Raw genomic sequence first — 25,314 nt, forward strand, 5'->3', positions numbered from 1 at the left:
TTGGCATATAAAGTTTAAACAACAAAAAAAAAAGCCCCTCCGTAAACCGGAGAGGCTCTGATATTCAGTATATCTGAAAAGTGATTATTTTACTTCTTCGAAGTCAACATCGGTAACTTCGCCGTCGTCTTTTTTATCGCTTCCGCCACCTTGTGCCTGTCCTGCACCGGCGTCAGCCTGCGGACCACCTTGCTGGCCATCCTGAGCCTGCTGCGACGCATTGTACATTTCCTGCGAAGCGGCCTGGAATACAGTATTCAGCTCGTTCATGGCTGCATCGATAGCTGCCAGATCTTTTGATGCGTGAGCTTCTTTCAGCTTTTTCAGTGCATCTTCGATCGGTTGCTTTTTGTCGGCCGGAAGTTTGTCGCCAAATTCTTTCAATTGCTTTTCAGTCTGGAAGATCAGACTGTCAGCCTGGTTGATCTTATCGGCAGTTTCCTTAGCCTGTTTGTCAGCCTCGGCATTAGCTTCAGCTTCAGCTTTCATTTTTTGGATTTCATCATCACTCAAACCTGATGAAGCTTCAATACGGATCGATTGTGATTTTCCGGTAGCTTTATCTTTGGCATTTACATGCAGGATACCGTTGGCATCGATGTCGAATGTTACTTCAACCTGTGGTACACCACGCGGTGCCGGCGGAATACCGTCGAGGTGGAAACGGCCAATTGTTTTGTTTCCTGAAGCTATCGGACGTTCTCCCTGCAAGACGTGTATTTCAACTGAAGGCTGATTATCAGCGGCAGTAGTAAATGTCTCCGATTTCTTCGTCGGGATCGTGGTATTTGCCTCGATCAATTTGGTCATTACACCGCCCATGGTTTCAATACCCAGAGAAAGCGGAGTTACATCGAGTAACAGTACGTCTTTCACTTCTCCAGTTAAAACACCCCCCTGAATAGCAGCACCAATAGCAACTACTTCGTCGGGATTTACGCCTTTCGATGGCTCTTTTCCGAAGAATTCTTTTACCTTCGACTGAATGGCAGGTATACGTGTTGATCCACCAACCAGAATCACCTCATCAACATCTTCTGCTGACAATCCGGCACTTTTTAATGACTTACGACATGGCTCAATTGTAGCATTGATCAGGCTGTCAGCCAGTTGTTCGAATTTCGAACGACTTAAAGTTTTTACAAGGTGCTTTGGAATACCATTCACCGGCATGATGTACGGCAGGTTAATCTCGGTTTGCGTAGAACTCGACAACTCGATTTTGGCCTTTTCGGCAGCTTCTTTCAAACGTTGCAAAGCCATTGGGTCTTTACGCAAATCGATACCTTCTTCTTTATTGAATTCATCAGCCAACCAGTCGATAATTACCTGGTCGAAATCGTCACCACCAAGGTGAGTGTCACCGTCGGTTGATTTTACTTCGAATACACCGTCACCTAATTCAAGAATTGAAATATCGAAAGTACCGCCACCAAGGTCGAATACCGCGATTTTCATGTCTTTATCCTGTTTATCCAATCCGTAAGCCAGCGATGCAGCAGTTGGTTCGTTGATAATACGACGAACCGTTAAACCGGCAATTTCTCCGGCTTCTTTGGTAGCCTGACGTTGCGAGTCGCTAAAGTAGGCCGGAACAGTAATTACCGCTTCGGTCACTTCCTGTCCAAGGTAATCTTCAGCAGTCTTTTTCATTTTCTGCAAAGTCATTGCTGAAATTTCCTGGGGCGAATATTTACGATCGTCGATTTCAACACGCGGAGTATTGTTATCGCCTTTTATTACTTTATAAGGTACTCGAGCAACTTCTTTGCTAACACGGTCGAATGTTTCACCCATAAAACGTTTGATAGAGTAGATCGTTTTTGTTGGGTTGGTAATCGCCTGACGTTTTGCAGGATCACCGACTTTACGTTCTCCGTTTTCAACAAAAGCTACAATAGAAGGAGTTGTACGTTTTCCCTCGCTGTTAGGGATAACTACAGGTTCGTTACCTTCCATTACAGAAACACACGAGTTTGTGGTTCCTAAGTCAATTCCAATAATTTTTCCCATTGTTATATGTTTTAATTTTTATTGTTCCAAAAATTTACGCCTACAACTAATCAATGACTGTGCCATTGGAAAATGTGGAAAAATGAGCGAAAAACTGACACACTTAAACCAAAAACAGGTTGAGATTATGTCAAAACCGGTGACAAAACGACAGAAATGCAGGATGAAATCTGTGAATAAAAGTTTAGCTGAGCAGCTTGGTAATAGCTCCACTCGATTCCCTCAACTTCTTAAATCATAGTTAGTCTGAGGTGCGTGCTAATTTCAAAGGATTTAATACTGACTCCGGTAAATGGCCAGCGAAAAATTAGGCCCCGGTGTAACAAACCTTTCACCGTCGGTAAAACGCCAGGCAAAATCGAACCGTACTCTAGCTTTCGAGTTCAGCTGCGTGTAATAGGCCAAATATGGGATGACGTTGTGGCTGAGAGGACCAACGTCTTTGAAAGCATTGAGTTCTAATCCGGGGACATATTTAACTCCAAAATCAAACTGGCTCTTCAAATTCGCATAATAACTCCAGCCCAGATCCACATTACAGAGCAACCAATCGCGATGCGATATATCTGCCCCCAGTTTAATGTACTCGTCTTCATCCTCAGAATCATCTACCGACTCCTCTGGTTTTTTGTAACGACTGTAAGTGATGCCGGCACTAAAGTTTCTGTTCCGTTTTACATTCTGATATTTGTGCCAGTCGAACTGCATAAAGCCACCATATATAAAATCGGGCTCCCTATTGTAATATTGAAAAAACGGTCCCAGTTCAAAACGTTTCCCTTCATAACGCGGATCAAACTCACCATATACCCAGTCTTCTCCCATTGCTCCTACTGATTCGAGCAGCAAAGTTTTATTTACAAACCCGGAAACCAGTTCCATTTCTTTTTCAGCAATATGCGGTGTTTGAACTTCGCGGTTGTTTTTAATATCGGCAATTATCTGGGCAAACCGGGCAATTTCATAATCGGAAAAAATTCGTCCGGGATAGTATTTCTCCAGTAAATAATGTGCCGTCATCAAATGGTTCATCGGGCTTAAACGACCATATCCCCAACCGGCTTTTGCATTAAATCCAAAACGAAACTTACTTTTTAAATCACTTTCATCGATAGGAGTTACTTCCCCCAGCGAATCAATCGATGTACCATCGAGATTTTGCTGGTATAAATCATAGCGTCCCCAGAGACTAACATCTAGAATTGTATAATTCTTCGGATCGTAATAATACCGGTTTAAATATGCAGCATTTAATGAAGTGCGAATTCCATAAAGATTTTCATCGGCTTCATTGTTGGCCACTTTCGAACTGTCGATCCAGTTGCCAAAACCTGCATAAGGTCCTATATCAAACGAAAACAACAATTCTTCCTGCATGTAGTCTTTAAGGTTCCACAATGTACTGCTCAAATTAAAACTACCTGTTACAGATGTTTTATCCTCGAAATATCGGGTGGCATCAGTTCGTAGTTCTTCACGCTCCCGGCCAAGGTCAAAAAGAAATCCTTTTGTTAATTCCTTTTTTGTGAATGACACGACTTCATTATTAATGTCGTTGGATTGGGAAAAACTATGCAGTGCAGGAATTAAAACGATCAGTATCAAAATAAACAAACTGAAAATAGGTCTCCGGTTTCTCATTATCTGTTTCGTGTAAATAAACCGCAAAGAAAACAAACCTTCTGAAATTTCAAGATCTTGAGGTGGTTAATAAAAGTTAATCAGGGTGTTTGTATTGACGTAATAGCTATTGGTTTTTGGGCATCACAAATGCTTTATCTAATTTTGTTGCATCACTAAGAAATTAAAAACATGTCAGTACATAACGAAGTACGTAAGGTAACCACCCACCGTTTGTCGGAAATGAAATTGCGGGATGAAAAGATTTCGATGCTTACTGCCTACGACTATAGCATGGCACAATTGGTAGATGAAGCCGGAATTGATGTGATCCTGGTCGGCGATTCGGCCTCGAATGTAATGGCCGGACACACAACTACTTTGCCTATCACTCTGAATGAGATGATCTATCACGGAGCTTCGGTTGTGCGTGCTGTAAACCGTGCATTGGTGGTGGTCGATCTGCCATTTGGAACCTACCAGGGGAATTCGCGCGAGGCCTTAAATTCTGCCATTCGGATAATGAAAGAAACGGCTGCTGATGCTGTTAAACTTGAAGGTGGCGAAGAAGTGCTTGAATCGGTAAAACGAATTCTGTCGGCCGGAATACCAATTATGGGCCACCTGGGTTTAATGCCCCAATCCATCCATAAATTCGGGACTTACTCCGTGAGAGCCAAAGAAGAAGCGGAAGCTGAAAAACTGATTAATGATGCCAAATTGCTGGAAGACGCCGGATGTTTTGCTCTTGTTCTTGAAAAAATTCCGGCCGACTTGGGAAAGAAAGTAGCCGAAGAACTTAAAATACCGGTGATTGGAATTGGTGCAGGAGGAGGCGTCGACGGACAAGTACTGGTACTACACGATATGCTGGGGATTACACAACAGTTTTCACCGCGCTTTTTAAGACGCTATCACAATCTTGCCGCCGAAATAAAAGGATCGGTCGGTAATTACATTAACGATGTGAAATCGAAGGATTTCCCGAACGATAAAGAACAATATTAAGGAAGACAGAAGCGAGAAGTTGAAGTTGAGAAACAATCTTCTTTCGTAAGGCTAATAAAAAGCCAGTAACGAACCATGAAAGTCATATACGAAGACAATCATATAATTGCCATTAACAAAGCATGCGGCGAAGTCGTTCAAAGCGATAAAACCGGCGACGAAACCGTTATGGATAAGGTGAAAGAATTCCTGAAGGTAAAATACAATAAACCCGGGAATGTGTACCTGGGGCTTCCGCACCGCCTCGACCGCCCTACCAGCGGACTTTTGATTTTAGCTAAAACAAGCAAGGTGCTTCCACGACTCAATAAGCTTTTTCAAAGCAAAGGAGCAGTTCATAAAACCTATTGGGCGGTAGTAGATAAACGGCCTCCCAAATATACCGACACACTGGAGCACTACCTCATTAAAAACCAGGAGCGCAACAGAAGTTATGCTTACAACGAACCAAAAGAAGATGCCAAGTTTGCCAGTCTGACTTATCGTCATGTTGCCAGTATCGATCGCTATCATTTGCTTGAAATAGAACTACATACCGGGCGACATCACCAGATCAGGGTGCAGTTGCGGCAGATCAAATTGCACATTAAGGGAGATCTTAAATACGGTTTCCCACGGTCGAATAAAGACAAGGGCATTCATTTACACGCACGAAAGATCGAATTCGTTCACCCGGTAAAAAAAGAACCACTCACCATTATTGCCGATCCGCCAAAAGATCCGGTGTGGGATGAATTTTTGAAAATGTTTCATGCCGGGAAATTCAGTCCGGTAAATCCAGTGTAGCGTAAATTCAGGTTTAAGGGATTAAACGTTACAGGTCAATCTAAATTTTCTAACTAAAATCAGACTCTGAACTTTAAACGTTGTACTATTTCAGTGCATTCGGTTTGAAAGCCAGTGGCAACAAGTTTTCGGCACCGTCGAGAATGTGGATTCCATCGCTACCATCGAGAATTATACGAATTGGTTTTTGGAAACGCACTTCGGTTTCTACCATCACCTGGCGGCACGATCCGCAAGGCTGTGCAGGTTCTTTCACCTGTCCAGTATGGTTTTGCGCACTCACGGCAAGAACGGCAACCGGTATATCGGGGTAACGGGCATGCGCATAAAAAAGGGCTACCCGTTCGGCACACAAACCATCTGTAAAATCGGCATTTTCCTGGTTGTTGCCTTTAATAACTTCGCCATTTTCAAGCAGTACAGCAGCTCCAACCTGAAATTTAGAATACGGTGCATAAGCATTTTTTGCAGCAGATCGTGCAGCCTGAACCAAATTCTTATCGGCCGCTGTTAACTCATTAATATTATCGTATTCGGTATATTTTATCCTGATTTCCTTTGGACGCATAGCTCAGATTTTTATCAAATGTACAATTTAAATCCAATTTCAATACCAACTAGAATTCTTTGAGCCATAAAAACCCCGGAGAATATTCCCCGGGGTTTACTTTTTATTTCTGCTGTTTTATTGCACGAAAACTTTGACTGCTAATGTTCCCTTTTCGTCAGCTAACCTAACAACGCAAATACCTTGTTTTGCTGGAAGAACAGTATCCTCGTTAACTTCATGAATTTGCAATAATGAACCATTCAGACTGTATACCTTAACATGAGTCTCTGAGTGAACATTAACTATATGCAATTCTTCTCTACCTGCAAATACTCTTGCTGCAGGTTCCGTTTGCGGTGTGAAATGAATACCTGTTTCATTATCCTTTGCAATGAGGTCTGGTAATGGATCCCAACTGTCATTTCCTCTCGTAAAGTTGAATGTAGTAATATCGGTTCCATCAGAAAGTTTAGGCTCGGTTAATACTGTTGACCAAGAGGCACGGCTTGAAGAATTGTCTTCGCCTGATTCTTCAATAGTACCGAATTCGTACATGTATGGAGACTCTCCACCCAAGGTGCTTTTCCATCCTTCAGGACTGATCAGCGATTTATTTTCATATCCCGGATAATTCGACGTTTCCACCATGGTATTGTAAAACACCACTTCGCTTGTATTGGCCTGCCATGGTCGTCCAAAATAACCGGGCTTTGACAAATATTCCGAGGCCGTTTCCACACCCGGCTCAGGAGAAGTAACGGTACATTCATACATCAGATATCCTCGCCCGCTATTATGCTGGGCAGCGGTCAAATAGGAAGCGTCGGAGCTTGCATCGCTGGTATTCATCACAAGATCAGTTTTATAAAAAACTGCCAACATAGCACCGAACAAATAGTCAACAGCTCCCATCATGGCACCTTTATAAGCTACAACCCGGGCAGGACCACTTCCGTAAAATGAATCCTGACGACCAACTACGCGACATTTATTCAAGATCACTTTGTCAGCACTTCCTGTAAGTGCAATTGCTGCAGCACGCTCAACAAAACTTCTGTCCTGAACCGCAGTGTTTCCTTCGTCAGTCGGACGTTCTCCTTTACCTCCCGATTCCCACATCACAATAATGTCTTCTGATTCTTTTTTGGAAATGTATTGATTAAAGGAATTTTCGAAAATAATATGATCGGCCTCGAATCCCGCGGCAGAAATAACTACAGTTGCATTCCAATAAGATCCGTTGGTTGTTCCGGCACCTTTATTTACGTAAGTGAAATAACCATTTTCCTTGTTTACACGAAGTACTTCAGCATTCCATTTCTGATCGTCGTTCATGCTATAGTAACTGTATCCGTGTCCGTAATATGAAGTTACCCGCACAGCATTAGCTGAGATATCCACTCCTTTGTTCAACAAGTCAATATCAGGATCAGCTGCGGCATTGATCAGGCTTACATTTGGCACATCCACAACTAACATCTCTTCATAATTTCCCGGATCGACCATAATTTTTACGCGCTCGTCATTCGGACGATTCATGATTCGAACAGCTTCGAGTGCTTCATTAATCGTTTGGTAATCCTTATCGACACCCACTGTAATTACCGATGCAAAATCGACAACACTTCCCACTAATATATTAGTAAAATAAGTTGTACCGGAACCTAGTGTTATAGTAACATAACCATCTTCCGAACCATTATAAATGTACTCAGTCGATTCAACAGTACTCGTGCTTCCGCTGGAAGTGGTGATCGGATTACCGCCTTCGATAGAAAAGTTAGCTGAATAATAATAACTTACAATTACCTTTTCGCCCGCCTGAACAGGAACCATAATGGTAGCATCTGTTTTGGCGGCCAGATGACCTTTCGCAACTTCGTTGTAAACATCGCCTGTAAACTTTAATCCTTTGTATGCCGGATCTCCATTTGAAATCACTTTGTCATTAAATGCCCAGTTTTTCACCCTTATGAATTCCAAATCTTTCGAAGTTTCCATGCCATCAACAGTTAGATTGGAAGTCAACCCGAGTTCTATCGGATAATCATCCATCCCACTATAAGCAATACTGTAAGTTCCATCGCGAAGCAGAACTGAATCAACATTTTCAAAAGTATATGAATAGCCTTCTTCATACAGATTTGTAAAGGTCAGACCAAGATTGGCAACTTGCTCTTCACTCAATCCGCTTGCGTTAATGGAAACTTTATAGTTAGGTTTAAGCTCGAAAACAATATCAGAACTTGCATCTGCAGGATCAATACTTATCGTATCCAAAAGAATATAGAAATCATTTACACCTGATGCAGAGATCGTATAAAGACAGTTGGGTTCAAGCATTACTGAATATGTTGAACTATCAGCTATTACCACCGGTTCGGGGACAAATATCTTGTGCAGCGAAGTATCCGGAGTAAACATCAGACCAAGGTCAGCAACATTATCGTCCAAACCAATAAGAGAACCACTTAAGGTGTAAAGTTCAACTTTAAGCAAGGTTACGTCGAAAGTAGTTGTGCTATTTGTTACATACAATTCTTTGCTGCTGCTGATAATAAATCCATTTGCATCCGATAAGCTCAGCATGTAACCTTCACCTTTTGGCAGATCAATTTCGTAAGATGTTTCACCCATCTCAGCTGTCCAGCTTTTACCGGCCTCGTTAGTAAACACAAGGGCATAATTTTCAGGAATTCCCGAAGCCATACTCGTGTCAATTGTTCCGCTTATTGTCTGATATGCAGCATCGCTTCTGTAAATCCTGTAATAACTTGGTTTATCCTGGCTATCGTAAATGTGATAGGTTCCGGCTGCTTTGGCCACAAATTTCAGTTCCGTTAATTCGCCGGGCAGATCAAGAACGTCGGTTTGCACTTCCGGATCAGAAACATATTCAAAATGAATTCTTCCACCGCCGTTCTGCGCTAACATCATCAATGTTACCTCATCATCTTCACTCAAGGCCAAACTAAAATAACGCCCAGTGGCACCGGCCGAGTTCACATAAACACGACCTGTATAACCTTCAACACCGCTCAAATTCTCGTCGTAACGTGTGAGAATGGTATTCGAGGTCCGGAGACGATCGTTATGCGCACCAACCCAACTTAGGGCGCCTGCGGTAAAGCTACTTGGTAACACGTTACCCGAAGAACCTACTTCGATTGATGCATCGTACCAGGAATTAATCATTTCTTCGCTAAGCTGATTTTTATAAATCGTGCTATCGAGTTGTTCCGCACCAAAATCCCAAACATCAATTTTCCCGCTTGAAGGTTCTAATTCGGCTGCATTTTCAATAGTCATTCCATGAATATAAACAGCTCCGCCTGAAGACAAAGTTGCTTTAAGCGTTCCGGCCGGCCCCGTGTAAGCAAAACTTACAGCAAATCCATCGGCACCTCCATTATTATCTGCAGCAATAGTGCCCAATTCTGCATCTTCCGAATCAGTGAAAGTGAAAACAGAACCAGCCGTACTGTACGTGCAAGTAACAAATGTTATAATGGCATCGCCGGCTACTTTTATTTCGAAAGAATTACCATCGTAAACAACCACTCCATGCGTAGCATCGTGATACCAGAATTGCTTGGTTTCATTACTTTTGATATTTAAAATTCCGTCGGCAGTGTAAAAATCATCATACATTATTGTAGTGTTCTGCGGCATTTCACTTCCGTCGGCAAAGTTGTAAGTATAGGTTTTTCCCGGTTCAGCTTCAACGGCTATACTATTGTCAATTACAATAAACCTGAAAGTAGTTGGCAATGTTTCTTCATCAGAATAAGTCACCGCAAGCGAGTCGTTACTAATGGTCACATTTGCTATATCACCTGTAAATTCAGGGGTGAAAGAGGAAAGTGGATTTCCCCCCAGATCAATCGCAATTTGTGCTTCCTCGGCACCCTTTCTTCTCACTGTTCCGGAAGACAAAGTTAAAGTTGCATCACTACTGCTATTTTCACCGGCAGTTAAACCAATTTCAGTACCATTAATCGTTATTGTTCCGGTTTTCTGTATCCACTCTTTTGTTTTCACCGCACCCGGAATAACCTCAATCAAAGGCAGATAAACATCAGAATCTCCGCCTACGGCTTTAAAAACAAGTGTATCTGCGGCATCACCAGTGTATGAAAATTCGTAGGTATCGCTTAGATCATTAACAACTTTCGTTGATTGTTCCGATGGATCTAAAGGAGTTCCATCAGATGTTTCTCCACTCATTGATAAACTGGAATACTCTGATCCTAAAAACTTAACTGTACAACTTCCGGTAACAGCAATTTTGATTTCGGCATTCAATTTCATATTCAAGCCGTAAGATTCACTATGATAGCTGTAAGTTCCACTTAGTTTGAGTGAGCCATCAATTGTCTGTCCATTGGCAATAATACTTCCGTCTCTAAAATCGTAAGCAACCGGTACTTCTAACGGAACAACCTCAATTAAAGGAAGATAAACATCAGATCCTGATCCTGTTGCCGTAAATACCAAGGTATCGGCAAAACCATAATAAACAAATTCATAAGTATCGCTTAAATCATTGTCAACCTTCGTGGATTGTTCTGTCGGGTCAAGAGGCGCTCCACCTGAAGTTGCTCCACTCATCGACAAGCTGGAATACTCTGAACCCAAAAATTTGATTTTACAACTGCCTGATACCGCTATTTTTATTTCGGCCCCTAATTTCATGTTTAAGCCGTAACTTTCGCTGTGATGACTGTAAGTTCCACTCAATTTCAATGAACCATCATCGGTCTGTCCACTCGCAATTATAGTACCGTCCCTGAAATCATACTCAACTACCGGATCAGATGGGATAACCTGAATTAACGGAAGATAAACATCCGATCCTGATCCGGTGGCAGTAAATATCAATGTATCAGCACTTCCCTGGTATGAAAATTCGTAGGTATCGCTTAGATCATTAACAACTTTCGTTGATTGTTCCGATGGATCTAAAGGAGTTCCATCAGATGTTTCTCCACTCATTGATAAACTGGAATACTCCGATCCTAAAAACTTAACAGTACAACTTCCGGTAACAGCAATTTTTATTTCGGCTCCTATTTTCATATTCAAGCCGTAATTTTCGCTGTGATGACTGTATGTTCCGCTTAATTTTAATGAACCGTCATCTGTTTGTCCATTTGCAATGATGGCACCATCTCTGAAATCATAATTCGAGGTGGATGTTACCACTTCAATTAATGGAAGATACACATCAGATCCATCTCCCACAGCTGTAAAAATTAAGGTATCGGCACCTCCGGTATACGAAAACTCGTAGGTATCGCTTAGATCGTTGGTAACCTTGGTAGCCTGTTCTGAAGGATCGAGTGCTGTTCCACCAGATGTTTCTCCACTCATCGATAAGCTGGAATACTCTGATCCTAAAAACTTAACAGTACAACTTCCTACTACCACAATTTTAATCTGCGCACCGGATTTCAGGTCCAGGCCGTAAGTTGTACCGTGATGGTTAAAGGTTCCAGTCAAGGTTAATAAACCATCATCACTTTGTCCGTTTGTAATAATAGTTCCGTCCCGGAAATCGTAAGAATAAGAACTAAAAGATTGCCCGCTTGCAAAAACAATCGCTGCAAACAGAGCAAGAACTAAAAAAGTAATTCTTTTTTTCATAAGTATTATGTTTGATATAGTTTGAATTCAATTCAGGACCTAAAAGTACTTATACAACCACCGATGAGTCGTTATAAAAAATCGCAAAAAGCGGGATATTCTTCCCAACTTTTAAAGAAAATGCTTTTAAGCTTCAGTTTAAGCCATTCGGTTGTATTTTAGAGATATACTGTTACAATAAAATTCACGTTGTTTTGTTTATAAAAAACAGAAAAGGACGTAATGACAATTCAAAGAAGCATCTATTTTTGAATCTGTATTGAAGCAGTTAAACATGAAACTACTATTTGTAACAACATTCTTTATCATACTTTCAATTTTTAGTACTGCCCAGATTAGCCGTACCGAATACATCCGGCGCTATCAGTTGCTAGCCATCGAAGAGATGAACCGGAGCGGAATACCGGCCAGCATCACCATGGCCCAGGGTTGTCTTGAGTCGGGAAACGGAAACAGTGAGTTGTCGCGCAAATCGAACAACCACTTTGGCATTAAATGCAAAAAAAGCTGGCGGGGCAAAAAAGTGTATTACGACGACGACCACAGAAATGAATGTTTTCGCAGCTACACATCGGTTGAAGAATCGTACATCGATCACACCAACTTTTTAATGGATAATCCGCGCTACGCCGATCTGTTCAGGTTAGATCATACCGATTATAAAGGCTGGGCAAAAGGATTAAAAAAGGCGGGTTATGCCACCGCGCACGATTACGATAAACGCCTGATAAGAATTATCGAAGAAAACAAACTTCACCGCCTCGACCTGCGTATGACCTTTAACGAAATGAGTGCTTTTGAGCAAAAGAGCATGGGCAAAAGCATGTCATCCACGCTGAGCATCAATCCGTACAATTCACACGAAGTAATAAAAATGAACCGCGTAAAAGCCGTTGTAGCTAAAAAAGGCGATACTTTCGAGATGATTGCACAGGAACTTGGCCTTAACGACTGGGAATTGTACAATTACAACGACCGCAAACCGGGTTACCGTCCTGTTCCAAACGAAGTGATTTATATTAAACCGAAGAAATCGAAATCGAAAACAAGGGAAACACATCGTGCCCAGGCGGGGGAGTCAATGCATTTTATTTCGCAGATGTACGGTATAAAATTAAAATCGCTTTACCGCAAAAACAGGATGAGTCCGGGAGAACAACCTGTAGCGGGACAAATCATTCAACTTCAAAAAAAGAAACGTTAGTACATTTTAACTACTTTCTGCAGGTCTTGAAAAAGACGGTATAAATTCTTGTGCTTAACGCTCACTTTGTTTTCGGGGATTTACCTCGGTTTACGGCTGCATTTTATATATTTGCGCAAATTTTAATAAACGATTTTCCGATGAACTTTGTAGAAGAGCTGAAATGGAGGGGGATGTTACACGATATCATGCCCGGAACTGAAGAACAATTGCAAAAAGAAATGACAACAGCCTATGTAGGTTTCGATCCTACAGCCGAGTCGTTGCACATTGGAAGTCTAGCTCCAATCATTTTGCTTAAACGTTTTCAACTTGCCGGCCACAAGCCGATTGCTCTTGTTGGTGGTGCAACCGGTATGATTGGTGATCCTTCAGGCAAATCGCAGGAACGCAATTTACTGAACGAAGATACACTGGAACGGAACTTAAACGGGATAAAAAAGCAGCTTTCGAAATTTATCGATTTTGACAGTGACAGCGAAAATAAAGCCCTGATGGTAAATAATTACGACTGGATGAAGGAACTTACTTTTCTGGAATTCATTCGTGACATCGGAAAACACATTACCGTAAATTACATGATGGCCAAAGATTCGGTAAAAAAACGTCTTAATCCGGATGCAAAAGCGGGCATGTCGTTTACCGAATTTACCTACCAGCTTGTTCAGGGATACGACTTTTACTGGTTAAACCAAAACGTGGGATGTAAGCTGCAAATGGGTGGATCTGACCAGTGGGGAAACATTACGACCGGAACCGAACTGATCCGACGGAAATCGAATGGTGAAGCTTTTGCTCTAACCATCCCCTTGATCAAGAAAACCGACGGAACAAAATTCGGAAAAACCGAAACGGGGAACGTTTGGCTCGATCCGAATTTAACATCGCCGTATAAATTTTACCAGTTCTGGCTGAATACTACCGACGAAGATGCTGCAAATTACATCAAGATTTTTACATTCCTCAACAAAGAAGAAATCGATGCTTTGATTGGTGAACATCAGGAAGCACCGCATGCTCGTTCACTTCAGAAAAAACTCGCCGAGGAAATCACTACAATGGTGCACTCGCGCGAAGAATACGAAATGGCAGTTGAAGCTTCGCAAATATTGTTTGGGAAAGGAACTGCCGAACAACTTCGGAAATTAAACGAGAGTACATTTTTATCGGTATTTGAAGGTGTTCCTCAATTTCAGATCAGTAAAAATGAACTGAATGACGGAATAAATGTGATCGATCTTCTGGCCGATACAACCAGTATATTCCCTTCAAAAGGAGAACTGCGCCGAACCATAAAAGGAAACGGTTTGAGCATTAATAAAGAAAAGGTGACAAATCCGGACTTAAACATTGATGCTGAGTACCTTATCGGCGGCAAATACATTTTGGCTCAGAAAGGGAAAAAGAACTACTTTCTAATCATAGCTGAATAAGCATTTTTTATAAATAACAGTGATACTAAAAATCAATCGTTTTCGTTGAGATTACACGATCGAATTGAAACCACAATCTATGGAAAATTTCTTTGACAACAAGCGTATCCTTGATCTGATCTGGAAACGCAAATTTCACTTTGTAGTTATTGGCATCATTGCCATTATTTTGTCGGCCATATTTTCGGGGCCGGCATTTATTACACCAAAGTATAAATCAACGGCACGCATTTATCCGACCAGCAATATTGCCGTATTTAGCGAGGAATCGAGAACAGAACAATTGCTAGAGATTGTAAATTCGAGGGATATTAAGTTTAGAATGTTCGATGCTTTTGAACTAGATAAGGTCTACAATATTGATAAAAGTTTGCCGCAGTACTATACATATATGTTTGACATTTATAATACAAATGTAAGTTCAAGTAAGACTGAATTTGAGACAGTAGAAATTAAAGTATTTGATGAAGATCCGCTTCGGGCAAGCAATATGTGCGACTCGATTATTCAATTTGCAAATGAAAAAATTGGAAAATTACATGCACTCAAACAACTTGAGTTAATAAAAATAAATGAACAACATTTAAAAATAAATAAAAACAAGCTCGATTCTATACAGCCTTTATTTCAGGATTTAAGAGAAGAAACAAACATTGTTAGTTATAAACAATTACCATTTATAACTGAAGGTTATATGCGTTCTCTGGCAGAAAATAACGGCAACTCGGCTGATAACAAAAAGATTGCTGAACAATTAAAGCAATTTGAAGAAAAAGGAATGGATGTCTATCAGGCTGAAAAGTTGTTTTATAAGTACAGAAATGCTGTAGATTCATTAAAAAATATGATTGATATAGAAACAGTAGAAGCCAATAAAAAGATTACATTCAGTCATGTTGTTGAATATCCATACCCTGCCGACAAAAAGTCATTCCCGGTGCGCTGGATAATTGTCATGCTTTCCACTGTTTCTGCTGTATTTGTTGGCTTGCTGGCATTTTTAGTACTCGATTATAACAAAGAGTAGAACCAATAGTGCTTCGAAACAGTTACATACGTATCTCGCTATTTTACCTAATTTCAGTAGGATTTATTCTCCTGAATCTTTGGTATATCGTGCAGAATGATTTGATGATATTAAACGCACTGCCCGTAATTCTGCTCATTTTGCTTGTGGCGATTTATTCGCTTGATAAAATCATTTACCTGGTTGCATTCTTTGCTCCGCTCTCCATACCATTGCACGAAATAATGCCGGGATTTGGATTTGATATGTACCTGCCGACTGAGCCCTTGTTATTTGGTGTACTTATACTTTTTCTGCTGAAAGTCTTACAGGATCGAAAATTTGATCGGAAGATTCTTCTCCATCCCATTTCCATTGCAGTATATATTAACCTGATTTGGTTGCTGATTACCAGCTTTACCAGCACCATGCCTGCAGTATCGTTCAAGTTTTTGCTGGCCCGAATTTGGTTTGTTGTAGCCTTGTATCTTTTAACTGCCAAGCTTTTTTCTGAAGGCAAAAACATGGAAAAATACGTGTGGCTATACGCTGCATCGTTTATGATCGTAATTTTTTATGCCACTTTCAGACACATCGGTTACGGGCTATGGAATAAACAGGCTGCACATTTTGTCGTATCTCCTTTTTACAACGATCATACTTCCTACGGAGCTGCGTCGGCGCTTTATTTACCGTTCATGGCCATGTTCATGTTTCATCCGGGCTTTACGAAAAGAATTCGTCTGGTTTCGATATTTGCATTCATTGTTGTGTTTCTTGGATTCATTCTTTCGTATAGCCGCGCAGCCTGGCTGAGTATTTTCGTCGCCCTGATCGTTTGGGTGATTCTTTTGTTAAAGATACGTTTTAAGCCATTGTTCATCACATTTGTAGCACTTTTGGCCTTGTTCTTTGCTTTCCAGTCACAGATTCTGATGAAGCTCGAAAACAATTCCAAACAGTCGTCGGCCGATATGATGACTCACATTCATTCGATGTCGAACATTACTACCGACGCATCGAACCTGGAGCGTATAAACCGTTGGAGTTGCGCAATTAGAATGTTTGCCGACAAACCGATTACAGGTTTCGGACCGGGAACCTACATGTTTAAATACGCACCCTACCAGCTCACAAAAGACAGAACCATTATCAGCACTAATGCAGCTGACGGAGGAAATGCTCACAGTGAATATTTGGGGCCTCTTTCCGAATCAGGAGTGCTGGGATTGCTCACCTTTTTACTGATTATTGGAGTTGTTATTTATACCGGTGTAAATACCTACACGCGTGTCCGTGACAAGCGACTAAAACTAATCACATTGGCTGCTTTACTGGGACTAATAACTTATTACATCCATGGATTTCTAAACAACTTTCTCGATACGGATAAACTTTCCGTTCCGTTTTGGGGCTTTACCGCTATGATTGTGGCCATCGATATCATTTCCAGAAACCAGGAAAAACAAGCCAATAAAATCGAAAACGCTTAAAGCTAAACTTCCTTTATCCGGTTAATGAGCTCGATCATTGCCCTGCTGTTGTGATAAGGGCATTTCCAGAATCCGGCTTTGTCTTCCGTATCAATAGCATTTCCTTGCTTGTCAATGCGTCCGTACCATTCTCCATTTTCGTAATCAATCATGTTTTCTTTGATAAAAGCCCAAACAAGTTCAACTTTGTTTAAATACTTTTTATCGCCTGAAATTTGCCAGCTATCCATTACTCCTACCATGGCTTCAGCCTGCGGCCACCAATGTTTATCGGTATCGGTATGGCCTTTTTCTGTCTCATAAAAAAGCGAACCATCCGTATCGGTTCCATCAGCCAGTGTAGAATCAACAAGTAATAAAGCTGACTTTTTTGTTGCTTCCATTGCTTCTTTTATACCAATTTCATTGGCCGCCTCGCGCAATAACCAGGCCCCCTCAATATCATGTCCGTAAGAAATGAGCTCACTTCTGCAGGTCCAGTCCATTTCGAAAAACAGCTTAAAATGCCCCGTATTCTGATCTATTATTTTTGACTGAAAAACATTGATCAGGTGTAGAATCGAATTTTTAAGTTGCTCATCGGGCCATACACGATACAGGTTGGTATACGGCTCGAGGATGTGCAGGTGGGTATTCATCGATTTGGGATAATTGGCATCCTTCTCACTCAGTCGCATGTCTTCAAGCGGGTTCCAGCTCTTATCCAACGCTTCAATATAGCCACCCAATTTCCAATCTCTGTAGTGCTTTTCTAAGAGTTGAAATAACGATTTGGCATAATTCAGGCTTTCAGAGTTTCCGGTAGCCTTGTAATATTCCGAAAATGCATAAATTCCAAATCCTTGTGCATAGGCTTGTTTCCGGGTATTCACAGGATTTCCAAGATGATCGGCCTCCCAGATAAGTCCACCGTTTTCAGCATCCCAAAAATAAGATTTCAGATAATCATAAGCTCTGTCGGCAAGTACGGCCAGTTTTTCAGAACCAATGACATTATATGCTGCAGCAAAAGTCCACAGTATGCGGGCATTTAAAACGGCTCCTTTTGAAGCTTTGGGATTGACTTCGCCAAAGTGGTTGATCTGTCCCACAAAACCACCGTATTCTTTGTCTACAGCCTGGCTACTCCAAAACTCAAGTATGTTATTCAATTCGTCCAGAAATTCTTCCTGAAGTTTAGAAAAATCAGTTTGAATGTTCATAAAAGTTTGATTCACAACCGTTGATCCGACAATCAAAGGTTAATTCATATTGTACTTTTTACAGCTTTGATTTTAGGTGAAAGATACAAAGATAAAATTAAATGATGCTACGCGTCATCAATGGAAATTTGGTGCTTAAAATCTGTTGGATTTATAGTCAAATGTGATCGTGGTAAAAGTTCTGTAAAAAAGAAAGGGCAGTTCAACAACTGCCCCCTTAAATGTTAACCCCCAAACACACAATAGGTCTGAACGACCTATTACACAAATCTAAATAAAATTATAGTATACACAAATATTTATTGAAATTTTTTGAAGAAAATCTCTTAGTAAAGAATCAGTTGGAGGAAATAGCTAAAATAACTTGAAATTAAATCGAAGAAAATAGACAAGGAGCTTGTTTGCAGCCTATAATGTGTAACCGCGTTGGGGGAGATATTACAAAATAATCATAACGGAATTCAAAACACTATTTAGCAAACAGCTGGTTCTTGAATCATTTCACGGGCTTCTCCAAATAAACGGTCAACAGCATCGTCGTACGACTTAATGCCCCTGCTGATTTGCAATATATTAAAAACAGGATTAGGTTTATCCACCATCTCGCAATAAACGGGATAACGTGTCGTATTTTTTGGAATCAATTTACCATTAGGATAATCGTAGGAAAATTCCTGGTGCTCGGCAAGCACAAATTCAATATCCGTTTTATCCGACGCTTGTTTGCAAAAACGGGCATAAACCATGTACACTTTTCCATCAGGCATACCGTAAAAACGAACTGGTAGTCTTGTTGGGATGTACGTCATGAGTGATTGGTGGATTAACTTGGCAATAACATTCATACTGAACAAGTTAATATGGTTTGTAATTGTTGCTAATTTAACAAAAAAACTTAGAACAACACATATCTAGCTAATTCCAAATGTTAAATAATGTTATGATCGATGTTTTATAACAATAATTCGAAGTTATTTTCAGCAATTTGTAAACCGTTTCGACCAGTAGTATAACATTTTGGTCGCAAGCCATTCACAATTTTCAGCAAAAAACTGATTTATAAACAGTGGTCATTGAAAATCTACACCAAATACGTCTAAGATTGAAGCTCTACTTATTTTTTGGCCAGATAATGAATGGCCTGAAACAGCAGTTTTCGGTAATCCTTTTCAACATAAGTACGCTTGTCGTGTCCGGGTTGAATGTACAAAACTGTTGAATTCCGATACTGGTTTTCCCAGGCAATGTACTCCATGCTTTTCGGATGCGTAGTTCTCAGTAAGGGTTTAACTTCATCAGAAACCATCACATTGCCATACACTTCATCAAAAAAGCGAAGTTCACGGAATCCATTGGTTACCGGAGTATAGTTCTCTACTTTGCTGTACACCCATACATCGTGTTCATAGGTCGAAAGCTGATCTTCATCAACATTCGGTGCTTCCTCAATATATTTGCCTCCAATTATTGATTGAAACTCAGGCCACTTTTGATACGACACAAGGGCATGATGCAAAAACAAAAACGGTTTCCCGTTCTGGGTAAGGTTGAGATAAGCCATGCGCTCTTCGAGGCTAATATTTTGCCACATATCGTAAAAAACCAGTACATCGAACTCATCAGCTTTACCGGACGCTATTTGCCGGTTCGCATCGGGTTGTGCAAAATGCTCGTATTCTATGCCTTTCAGTTCATCAAACATCTGGAAGAACTGTAAGGTATCGTATGAATGTCCGCCGGTAATCAGCATCACTTTTATGGTTTCAGCTTTTGCAGGAACCAAAAAAGAAAGGAAAAACAGGAGTAAAATTATCCGCATAGCATTTGTGTTTTTAGTACGAGAAAAAAATCATCAACACTTAAAAATAGGCAAATGCTACCAGATGTTGTGCAAGAATATAATGTTCCTTTTCAACAAGGTCTGTTTATATTTGTTGGTACTAAATTGTCAGGCCGGTTCGTTTTAATATTAAAATGGCCTAAATTTGTTTATATATTTGAAAACAATTTACCATGAACACTTATTTAAGACGCTTTTATTATTTCCTTGCATTCGTTATTGCTTTTGCATCGTGCGACGAGTTTGAAGACGTGCCGCCACAATCCGATGATGAATATTTAGTCCAACATACAAAGATCGAAAGCAGTTCGAGATCAGCTCTCGAGATACAAACACTTATTACTTTAGCTTCTCTTCAATACCCCGATTTAGCTGAAATTAAAGACAAGTTCACTTCGGGTGTTGATGTATATAAAATAACATACAATACAACCTTCGAAGGTGAAGATCGTTTGGCCTCGGGCTTGTTGTGTTTGCCCACAGAAAGCGGCTCCTACCCGATTATGAGTTTCCAGAACGGAACAAACACCCTGCACGACGCGGCACCGTCTGAAGATCTGGAAAACAACTTTTTTCAGTTGCTTGAAACAATGGCTTCAACCGGTTTTGTTGTGGCCATACCCGATTACCTAGGATTTGGAGAAGCAGACGACATGTTTCACCCCTACCTTCATAAAGAATCGACAGTACAAAGCGTTTTGGATATGTTGCGTGCTGCAAAGGAAATGCTGGACAAACAGGAAGATTTGGAATTTAACAACGATCTTTACATCACCGGCTATTCACAAGGTGGCTGGACAACAATGGCACTTCAGCGGGCCATTGAAACAAATTATTCGAATGAATTTACCTTGAAAGCCAGTGCATGTGGTGGTGGTCCGCATAACCTGATCGCTTTTACTGATTATCTGGTGTCGGAAGAAACCTATCCAATGCCCTATTTTCTGGCTTATCTTTTCAATAGCTACATGAACCTTGGTATGACTACACCGATCGATTCAATTTTTCAGCAACCGTATGCCGATAGGATCCCCGATCTGTTTGATGGCAACAATTCAGGAGCTGACATCAACAATCAGCTTAATACAAACGTGAGTGACTTATTTCAACCCGGATTTATCGAGAACTGGAATAAAGGGGGTATTTATGAATCGCTTTATTCCATGCTGGAAGCCAATACAAATTCCGGCTATTCTACAGCGGTACCGACCTTGCTTATTCATGGTGAAGTCGACACGTATGTTCCGTCCTTCTTAAGCGAGAATCTTTACCAGGAATTTATCTCTGAAGGCGTAAATCCGAAACAAGTGGGTCTGTCTTTGCTACAGGGTTTAGACCATACCAGTGCCATAATCCCGGCCGAACTCTCTTCGATTATGTGGTTCATCGATCTGAAAGAAGGAAACTAATCCAACACACAATCAGATCAGATGCTTTTCTTTTAGCGAGGCTTTCAGGTTTTCGTGGAAAGCATTGAAGTTGTTTTCTATTTTTGAAACTGTTCTTTTATACCCGCGCACCTTTCTTAATTCTTGAAAGGGAGGTTCCAGTGGCAGAAAAAGAACAGTCCAGTAATGGAACTGTTGTTCCTGCGCAAATAATTCGAGGTAAGAATAGGCCTGTTCAGTATTTCCCGTAAGCGCATAATACATGCACAGGTTTAAATTTTTGTAGGCTGAATCAGTATTTTCGGAAAAAGTTTTATAGGATTCAAGAAAACGATCAGCCTCCTCCTTTTTACCAAGTTGCAAACAAGTATATGCAATTTTAGCATCCTCTTGCGGATATACATCCATACCAACAGCATTTTTAATGGCCAGATACAGCTGATAATACTCGTAAGCTGCCTGATAATCGTGCTGATAATAGCAGATTTTAGCCAGCTCCTGGGCAATATCCAAGCGGTTTCTGTCTTTATCCAATGCACGCTTTAACGACTCCCGAAGTTGATCCATATCCCTGTTTCCGGCATAAACGATGTACGCTTTTACGTATTCGGAATACAAATTATCCGGATTATAATCGAGCGATTTGTTTATGTATTTCAAGGCTTGATCCTGAAATCCGGACTGGATAAACGCATTGGCAATATGCAGGTAATTGAAACTGTTGGTAACCGAATCGTAAGCAGCCGGATCGACCTGTAAACCCCGCAGCGCATATTCTAGGTACTTTTCGGTATCGGGCAAATAGTTGGCATATAAATCCACCATAAAATAAAGTACGAGATCATAACTTGGATTGTATTCCAGTGCCTTTTCGAAATAGGGCACTGCCAGCTCGTACTCGTGATGAGCCATGTAAACCAATGCTTTGGAAATTAAGCTTTGTGGCAATTCCGAATCGTAGAACAATGCCTTATCGGCATAGTAATTTATGGAGTCAGCAAATTGTCGTTCGGCCAGGTTGACTTCAACAACATAATAAGTAATGGCAGTTGCCGCATAAGCACGTGCAAAAGTATTATCGAGCCTGATCGCAGCATGAAAATGCGGAATAGCCTTTTTTAGTTCTTCCGGATCAGCCGTATTATTCAGAATTTCCAGTCCTTTTAAGAACTCGTCGTATGCCTCCAGGTTTTCGGTAGGTGCTTTTTCAATTCTCTTCTGCTCTTCAGGAGTAATAATCACTTCAATCTCTTCAGCAATGTTTCTGGCGATATCACTCTGTAAAGCAAAAATATCTTCGGTGGTACGCTCGTATTGCCGGCTAAGCAGGTAATTGTCGGTGCCGGCTTCAATCAACTGGATATTTAAGAGAATACGGTCACCGGCTTTTTGCCCACTTCCTTCAACTACATAATTCACGTTTAATTCTTTGGCAATCTCCGGAATAGTTTTCGGATTATGACGGTATTTCTCCACCGAAGTACGACTGATAACACGCAGATTTTCAATTCCCTGCAACTTATTCAGTGTCGACTCCATAATGCCGTTAATGATGTATACATTGCTCGAATCGTTACTGTCGTTGATGAACGGTAATACAGCTATTGATTGTGGTTTATTTTGCTGATCTTCACCGGGCAAGATGAAAAAATAGATTGCTGCAGCAACCAGAACAACTACTGCCACAGGCAGAATCCATATTGGTATCTTACGTGTTTTCTCCTGAACTTCATGCGAAGTTTCGGCAACTTCTTCTTGTAGTTCCGGTTCATGTTCGGCAATGCTTCCGGGTGGATATCCATAGTGCTCGCGAAAGCATTTTATGAAATACGAAACGCTGCTAAAACCAACTTTGTAGGAAACTTCGGAAACGGTATACGATTCGTTACGCAACATTTCGGCAGCGTTTTCCAAACGAATATTCCGGATGAACTGGCTCACAGAAACGCCACTTGCTTTCGACACTTTCCGCAATAAGTTCGATCGGCTCATCCCTATCCTGTCGGCAAGTTCGCTGACTCCAAATTGCTCATTCGAAATTTCTTCCTCAACAATCTGCCGAAGTTTGGCTATAAAATCAGTATCGCGTGAACCTGATGTTGGCATAGTTTATCTCTTGCCACCGAAAATAGCGTTTTTTTCAGACATATACGAACCAAATTTTGTAGTGCATTTTAGTCAAAAAAATCGCGTATGCATCATAATTTATACACTTGCATCATTTGTTTCATTCCTTCGTGCAAAGCTTATGCAAAGAGCAGCATAGTTGATTGTACCTGCATCGCGATTCAACAGAACTTTACATCAACAAAATTTAAGGTACAAAAAGCCGCAAAAAATAAAAATGCAAGATAAAGCAACATATCAAAATCAAAACATCATGAAAACACGAATTTATTTTCTCGACAACTTAAGAACCTTCCTCATATTAATGGTAGTGGTTCTTCACTCAGGACTGGTTTACGAAGCCGTTCTTGAAAATTCCTGGATCGTAGTCGACCCGGTAAAAAACAATAACATCGGTCTGATTCGCATGTACCTCGACCTTTTCGTCATGTTCAGCATTTTCTTTATTTCGGGATACTTCCTTCCTGCTTCAGTAAAAAAACAAAGCAGCATCGATTACCTGAAATCGAAGTTTAAAAGAATTATGCTGCCCTGGTTAATCGCAGTGCTCACACTAATTCCGGCTTATAAATTTATCTTTTTATACTCGCGGGGACTACCTCAGGAAGTCTGGTATTCTTATTTTCATATTTTTGAAAGGACTGGTACCGATCTTATGTTTTTTGCCAACAACCCGGTACAAAACTGGTTGTGGTTTTTACCCGTACTTTTTTTGTTCCAGGTTATTTATCTGGTTTTGTACAAAACAAAAGGTCTACAAATGAGGTTGACCCTAAAAACAGCTGTTGCCTCCACTTTTGTAATTGGAACAATATACGGTGTTGCCTTATCAACTTTAGGATACTCGGGCTGGTATCATTCTGCTTTATTACATTTTCAGAATGAACGGCTTCTGGTGTACTTCCTCTCTTTTTTGCTGGGAACACTTTGTTATAAACTAAAAATCTTTGATGGCGGATTATCTAAGAAATGGTTCATCATCTCAAATATTGTACTTACTTTTTCGCTGGCTATTTTCACCGTGGTGGCCCTTAATACATTTTTTAACCTGATCGATCCACAACGTAACTTTTTCTTTGTCTCGGCATTTGTCGACCGCATATTCTATTATGCAACCGGTTTAATTTCGATGCTGACCATGTTACATGTTCTGCTCTACTCATTTCAAAAAAGCCTGAACAAAACCAACATGTTGTACAGCGAACTCAGCCGGAATTCTTATTCAGTTTATATTATTCACACGGTTGTACTGGGAGTAATAGCGCTTACTTTACTCGACATCAATCTTCCGGTAATGATCAAATTTTTAATTCTTACATTATTAACTTTTGGAATCTCGAACATGATGATTTACACATGGCGAATGACCAAGCAAAAACAAATAAATATGAAAACAATTGGAACAACTTTAATGGTAGTATTAATTCTCGGTGCAGCGTTCAGCAGTTATCACGGAACTGCCCAAACCAAAATGAATGCTAATGTGACCGAACAGACAGAGTGCGCAAGAACAATACAGGCAGCTGTAATTGCAAACGACGCGGAAAGCATAAAAACTTTGCTTGCCGAAGGTGCCGATGTGAACGAGAAAGAAGCAGCAAGTGGCTCAAGCGCCCTAACAACGGCGGCCCTTTTTGGTTACACCGATATTGCCGAACTTTTAATTAATGCCGGTGCCGACATAAACGTGAGAAATAACGACGGATCAACAGCATTGCACACAGCTACTTTTTTATGCCACCCCGAAATTGTAAAGCTTTTGCTTGAAAACGGAGCTGATAAATCCATCCGGAATAGTAGTGGATCAACCGCGCTTGAATCGGTACAGGCTCCCTTCGAAATGGTAAAACCCATTTACGATTACCTGTCGAGCTCCTTTGAACCGCTTGGACTGAAAATTGACCAGAAACGCATTCAAAAAACACGACCTGAAATTGTAAAATTATTGACCGATTGATATCCTTTTTGCCTTTTAAAACGTATTGTAATCGGGGAAGG

The 25,314-nt window shown here is 40.7% G+C and carries 16 protein-coding genes; 8 read left to right on the top strand and 8 right to left on the bottom strand.

From position 1 onward, the window contains the following. Positions 1-84: 84 nt before the first annotated feature. Entirely contained in the window at positions 85-2,013 is a 1,929-nt protein-coding gene (gene dnaK, locus WFY05_RS21335; protein ID WP_340114969.1) for a molecular chaperone DnaK, read from the bottom strand. A 273-nt stretch (positions 2,014-2,286) separates the two neighbouring features. Beyond that, positions 2,287-3,549 carry a hypothetical protein gene (locus WFY05_RS21340; protein ID WP_340114970.1) on the bottom strand — a complete coding sequence of 421 codons (1,263 nt, stop codon included), beginning with the start codon at positions 3,547-3,549 and terminating at the stop codon, positions 2,287-2,289. 276 nt (positions 3,550-3,825) lie between these two features. Between WFY05_RS21340 and panB the strand changes: the two genes are divergently transcribed. Both panB and WFY05_RS21350 read left to right on the top strand, forming a co-directional pair. Continuing rightward, the gene (gene panB, locus WFY05_RS21345; RefSeq protein ID WP_340114971.1) at positions 3,826-4,641 is read left to right on the top strand and encodes a 3-methyl-2-oxobutanoate hydroxymethyltransferase; all 816 of its coding nucleotides are present in this window, start codon (positions 3,826-3,828) and stop codon (positions 4,639-4,641) included. A 75-nt stretch (positions 4,642-4,716) separates the two neighbouring features. Beyond that, positions 4,717-5,427: an RluA family pseudouridine synthase gene (locus WFY05_RS21350; protein WP_340114972.1), complete on the top strand. Its 711-nt coding sequence runs from the start codon at positions 4,717-4,719 to the stop codon at positions 5,425-5,427. A gap of 85 nt (positions 5,428-5,512) precedes the next feature. Here WFY05_RS21350 and WFY05_RS21355 read toward each other — a convergent pair whose 3' ends face one another. After that, positions 5,513-5,995 carry a cytidine deaminase gene (locus WFY05_RS21355; protein WP_340114973.1) on the bottom strand — a complete coding sequence of 161 codons (483 nt, stop codon included), beginning with the start codon at positions 5,993-5,995 and terminating at the stop codon, positions 5,513-5,515. Positions 5,996-6,112: 117 nt separating this feature from the next. After that, positions 6,113-11,623, bottom strand: a complete 5,511-nt coding sequence (locus tag WFY05_RS21360) for a pectinesterase family protein (RefSeq protein ID WP_340114974.1) — start codon at positions 11,621-11,623, stop codon at positions 6,113-6,115. A gap of 274 nt (positions 11,624-11,897) precedes the next feature. Between WFY05_RS21360 and WFY05_RS21365 the strand changes: the two genes are divergently transcribed. The 4 genes from WFY05_RS21365 (at position 11,898) to WFY05_RS21380 (ending at position 16,759) form a co-directional block, all read left to right on the top strand. After that, positions 11,898-12,827 carry a glucosaminidase domain-containing protein gene (locus tag WFY05_RS21365; RefSeq protein ID WP_340114975.1) on the top strand — a complete coding sequence of 310 codons (930 nt, stop codon included), beginning with the start codon at positions 11,898-11,900 and terminating at the stop codon, positions 12,825-12,827. Positions 12,828-12,967: 140 nt separating this feature from the next. After that, positions 12,968-14,260, top strand: a complete 1,293-nt coding sequence (gene tyrS / locus WFY05_RS21370) for a tyrosine--tRNA ligase (protein WP_340114976.1) — start codon at positions 12,968-12,970, stop codon at positions 14,258-14,260. 79 nt (positions 14,261-14,339) lie between these two features. Next, positions 14,340-15,287 carry a Wzz/FepE/Etk N-terminal domain-containing protein gene (locus WFY05_RS21375; RefSeq protein WP_340114977.1) on the top strand — a complete coding sequence of 316 codons (948 nt, stop codon included), beginning with the start codon at positions 14,340-14,342 and terminating at the stop codon, positions 15,285-15,287. A 104-nt stretch (positions 15,288-15,391) separates the two neighbouring features. Further along, entirely contained in the window at positions 15,392-16,759 is a 1,368-nt protein-coding gene (locus tag WFY05_RS21380) for an O-antigen ligase family protein (protein WP_340114978.1), read from the top strand. 2 nt (positions 16,760-16,761) lie between these two features. Here the strand turns inward: WFY05_RS21380 and WFY05_RS21385 are convergent, their stop codons facing one another. The 3 genes from WFY05_RS21385 to WFY05_RS21395 form a co-directional block, all read right to left on the bottom strand. Continuing rightward, positions 16,762-17,961 carry an AGE family epimerase/isomerase gene (locus WFY05_RS21385; RefSeq protein WP_340114979.1) on the bottom strand — a complete coding sequence of 400 codons (1,200 nt, stop codon included), beginning with the start codon at positions 17,959-17,961 and terminating at the stop codon, positions 16,762-16,764. A 473-nt stretch (positions 17,962-18,434) separates the two neighbouring features. Next, the gene (locus tag WFY05_RS21390; protein WP_340114980.1) at positions 18,435-18,806 is read right to left on the bottom strand and encodes a hypothetical protein; all 372 of its coding nucleotides are present in this window, start codon (positions 18,804-18,806) and stop codon (positions 18,435-18,437) included. A 269-nt stretch (positions 18,807-19,075) separates the two neighbouring features. After that, positions 19,076-19,780, bottom strand: a complete 705-nt coding sequence (locus tag WFY05_RS21395) for a ThuA domain-containing protein (protein WP_340114981.1) — start codon at positions 19,778-19,780, stop codon at positions 19,076-19,078. A 194-nt stretch (positions 19,781-19,974) separates the two neighbouring features. Between WFY05_RS21395 and WFY05_RS21400 the strand changes: the two genes are divergently transcribed. Further along, positions 19,975-21,210, top strand: coding sequence for an alpha/beta hydrolase family protein (locus WFY05_RS21400; protein WP_340114982.1), 1,236 nt, complete (start codon positions 19,975-19,977; stop codon positions 21,208-21,210). 12 nt (positions 21,211-21,222) lie between these two features. Here the strand turns inward: WFY05_RS21400 and WFY05_RS21405 are convergent, their stop codons facing one another. Then, positions 21,223-23,295: a helix-turn-helix domain-containing protein gene (locus WFY05_RS21405; RefSeq protein WP_340114983.1), complete on the bottom strand. Its 2,073-nt coding sequence runs from the start codon at positions 23,293-23,295 to the stop codon at positions 21,223-21,225. 274 nt (positions 23,296-23,569) lie between these two features. On the opposite strand from WFY05_RS21405, the gene WFY05_RS21410 reads away from it, so the two are divergent. Beyond that, positions 23,570-25,273 (top strand): acyltransferase family protein, encoded by a 1,704-nt coding sequence (locus WFY05_RS21410; RefSeq protein ID WP_340114984.1) that lies wholly within the window; start codon positions 23,570-23,572, stop codon positions 25,271-25,273. Positions 25,274-25,314: the final 41 nt, after the last annotated feature.

This window comes from Maribellus mangrovi (assembly GCF_037646455.1).
GTDB lineage: Bacteria > Bacteroidota > Bacteroidia > Bacteroidales > Prolixibacteraceae > Draconibacterium > Draconibacterium mangrovi_A.

Excerpts from the sequence above, each read along its gene's own strand:
- dnaK (WP_340114969.1), bottom strand. The coding sequence starts at position 2,013 with ATGGGAAAAATTATTGGAATTGACTTAGGAACCACAAACTCGTGTGTT.
- panB (WP_340114971.1), top strand. The coding sequence starts at position 3,826 with ATGTCAGTACATAACGAAGTACGTAAGGTAACCACCCACCGTTTGTCG.
- WFY05_RS21350 (WP_340114972.1), top strand. The coding sequence starts at position 4,717 with ATGAAAGTCATATACGAAGACAATCATATAATTGCCATTAACAAAGCA.
- WFY05_RS21355 (WP_340114973.1), bottom strand. The coding sequence starts at position 5,995 with ATGCGTCCAAAGGAAATCAGGATAAAATATACCGAATACGATAATATT.
- WFY05_RS21360 (WP_340114974.1), bottom strand. The coding sequence starts at position 11,623 with ATGAAAAAAAGAATTACTTTTTTAGTTCTTGCTCTGTTTGCAGCGATT.
- WFY05_RS21365 (WP_340114975.1), top strand. The coding sequence starts at position 11,898 with ATGAAACTACTATTTGTAACAACATTCTTTATCATACTTTCAATTTTT.
- tyrS (WP_340114976.1), top strand. The coding sequence starts at position 12,968 with ATGAACTTTGTAGAAGAGCTGAAATGGAGGGGGATGTTACACGATATC.
- WFY05_RS21375 (WP_340114977.1), top strand. The coding sequence starts at position 14,340 with ATGGAAAATTTCTTTGACAACAAGCGTATCCTTGATCTGATCTGGAAA.
- WFY05_RS21380 (WP_340114978.1), top strand. The coding sequence starts at position 15,392 with ATGATATTAAACGCACTGCCCGTAATTCTGCTCATTTTGCTTGTGGCG.
- WFY05_RS21385 (WP_340114979.1), bottom strand. The coding sequence starts at position 17,961 with ATGAACATTCAAACTGATTTTTCTAAACTTCAGGAAGAATTTCTGGAC.
- WFY05_RS21390 (WP_340114980.1), bottom strand. The coding sequence starts at position 18,806 with ATGAATGTTATTGCCAAGTTAATCCACCAATCACTCATGACGTACATC.
- WFY05_RS21395 (WP_340114981.1), bottom strand. The coding sequence starts at position 19,780 with ATGCGGATAATTTTACTCCTGTTTTTCCTTTCTTTTTTGGTTCCTGCA.
- WFY05_RS21400 (WP_340114982.1), top strand. The coding sequence starts at position 19,975 with ATGAACACTTATTTAAGACGCTTTTATTATTTCCTTGCATTCGTTATT.
- WFY05_RS21405 (WP_340114983.1), bottom strand. The coding sequence starts at position 23,295 with ATGCCAACATCAGGTTCACGCGATACTGATTTTATAGCCAAACTTCGG.
- WFY05_RS21410 (WP_340114984.1), top strand. The coding sequence starts at position 23,570 with ATGAAAACACGAATTTATTTTCTCGACAACTTAAGAACCTTCCTCATA.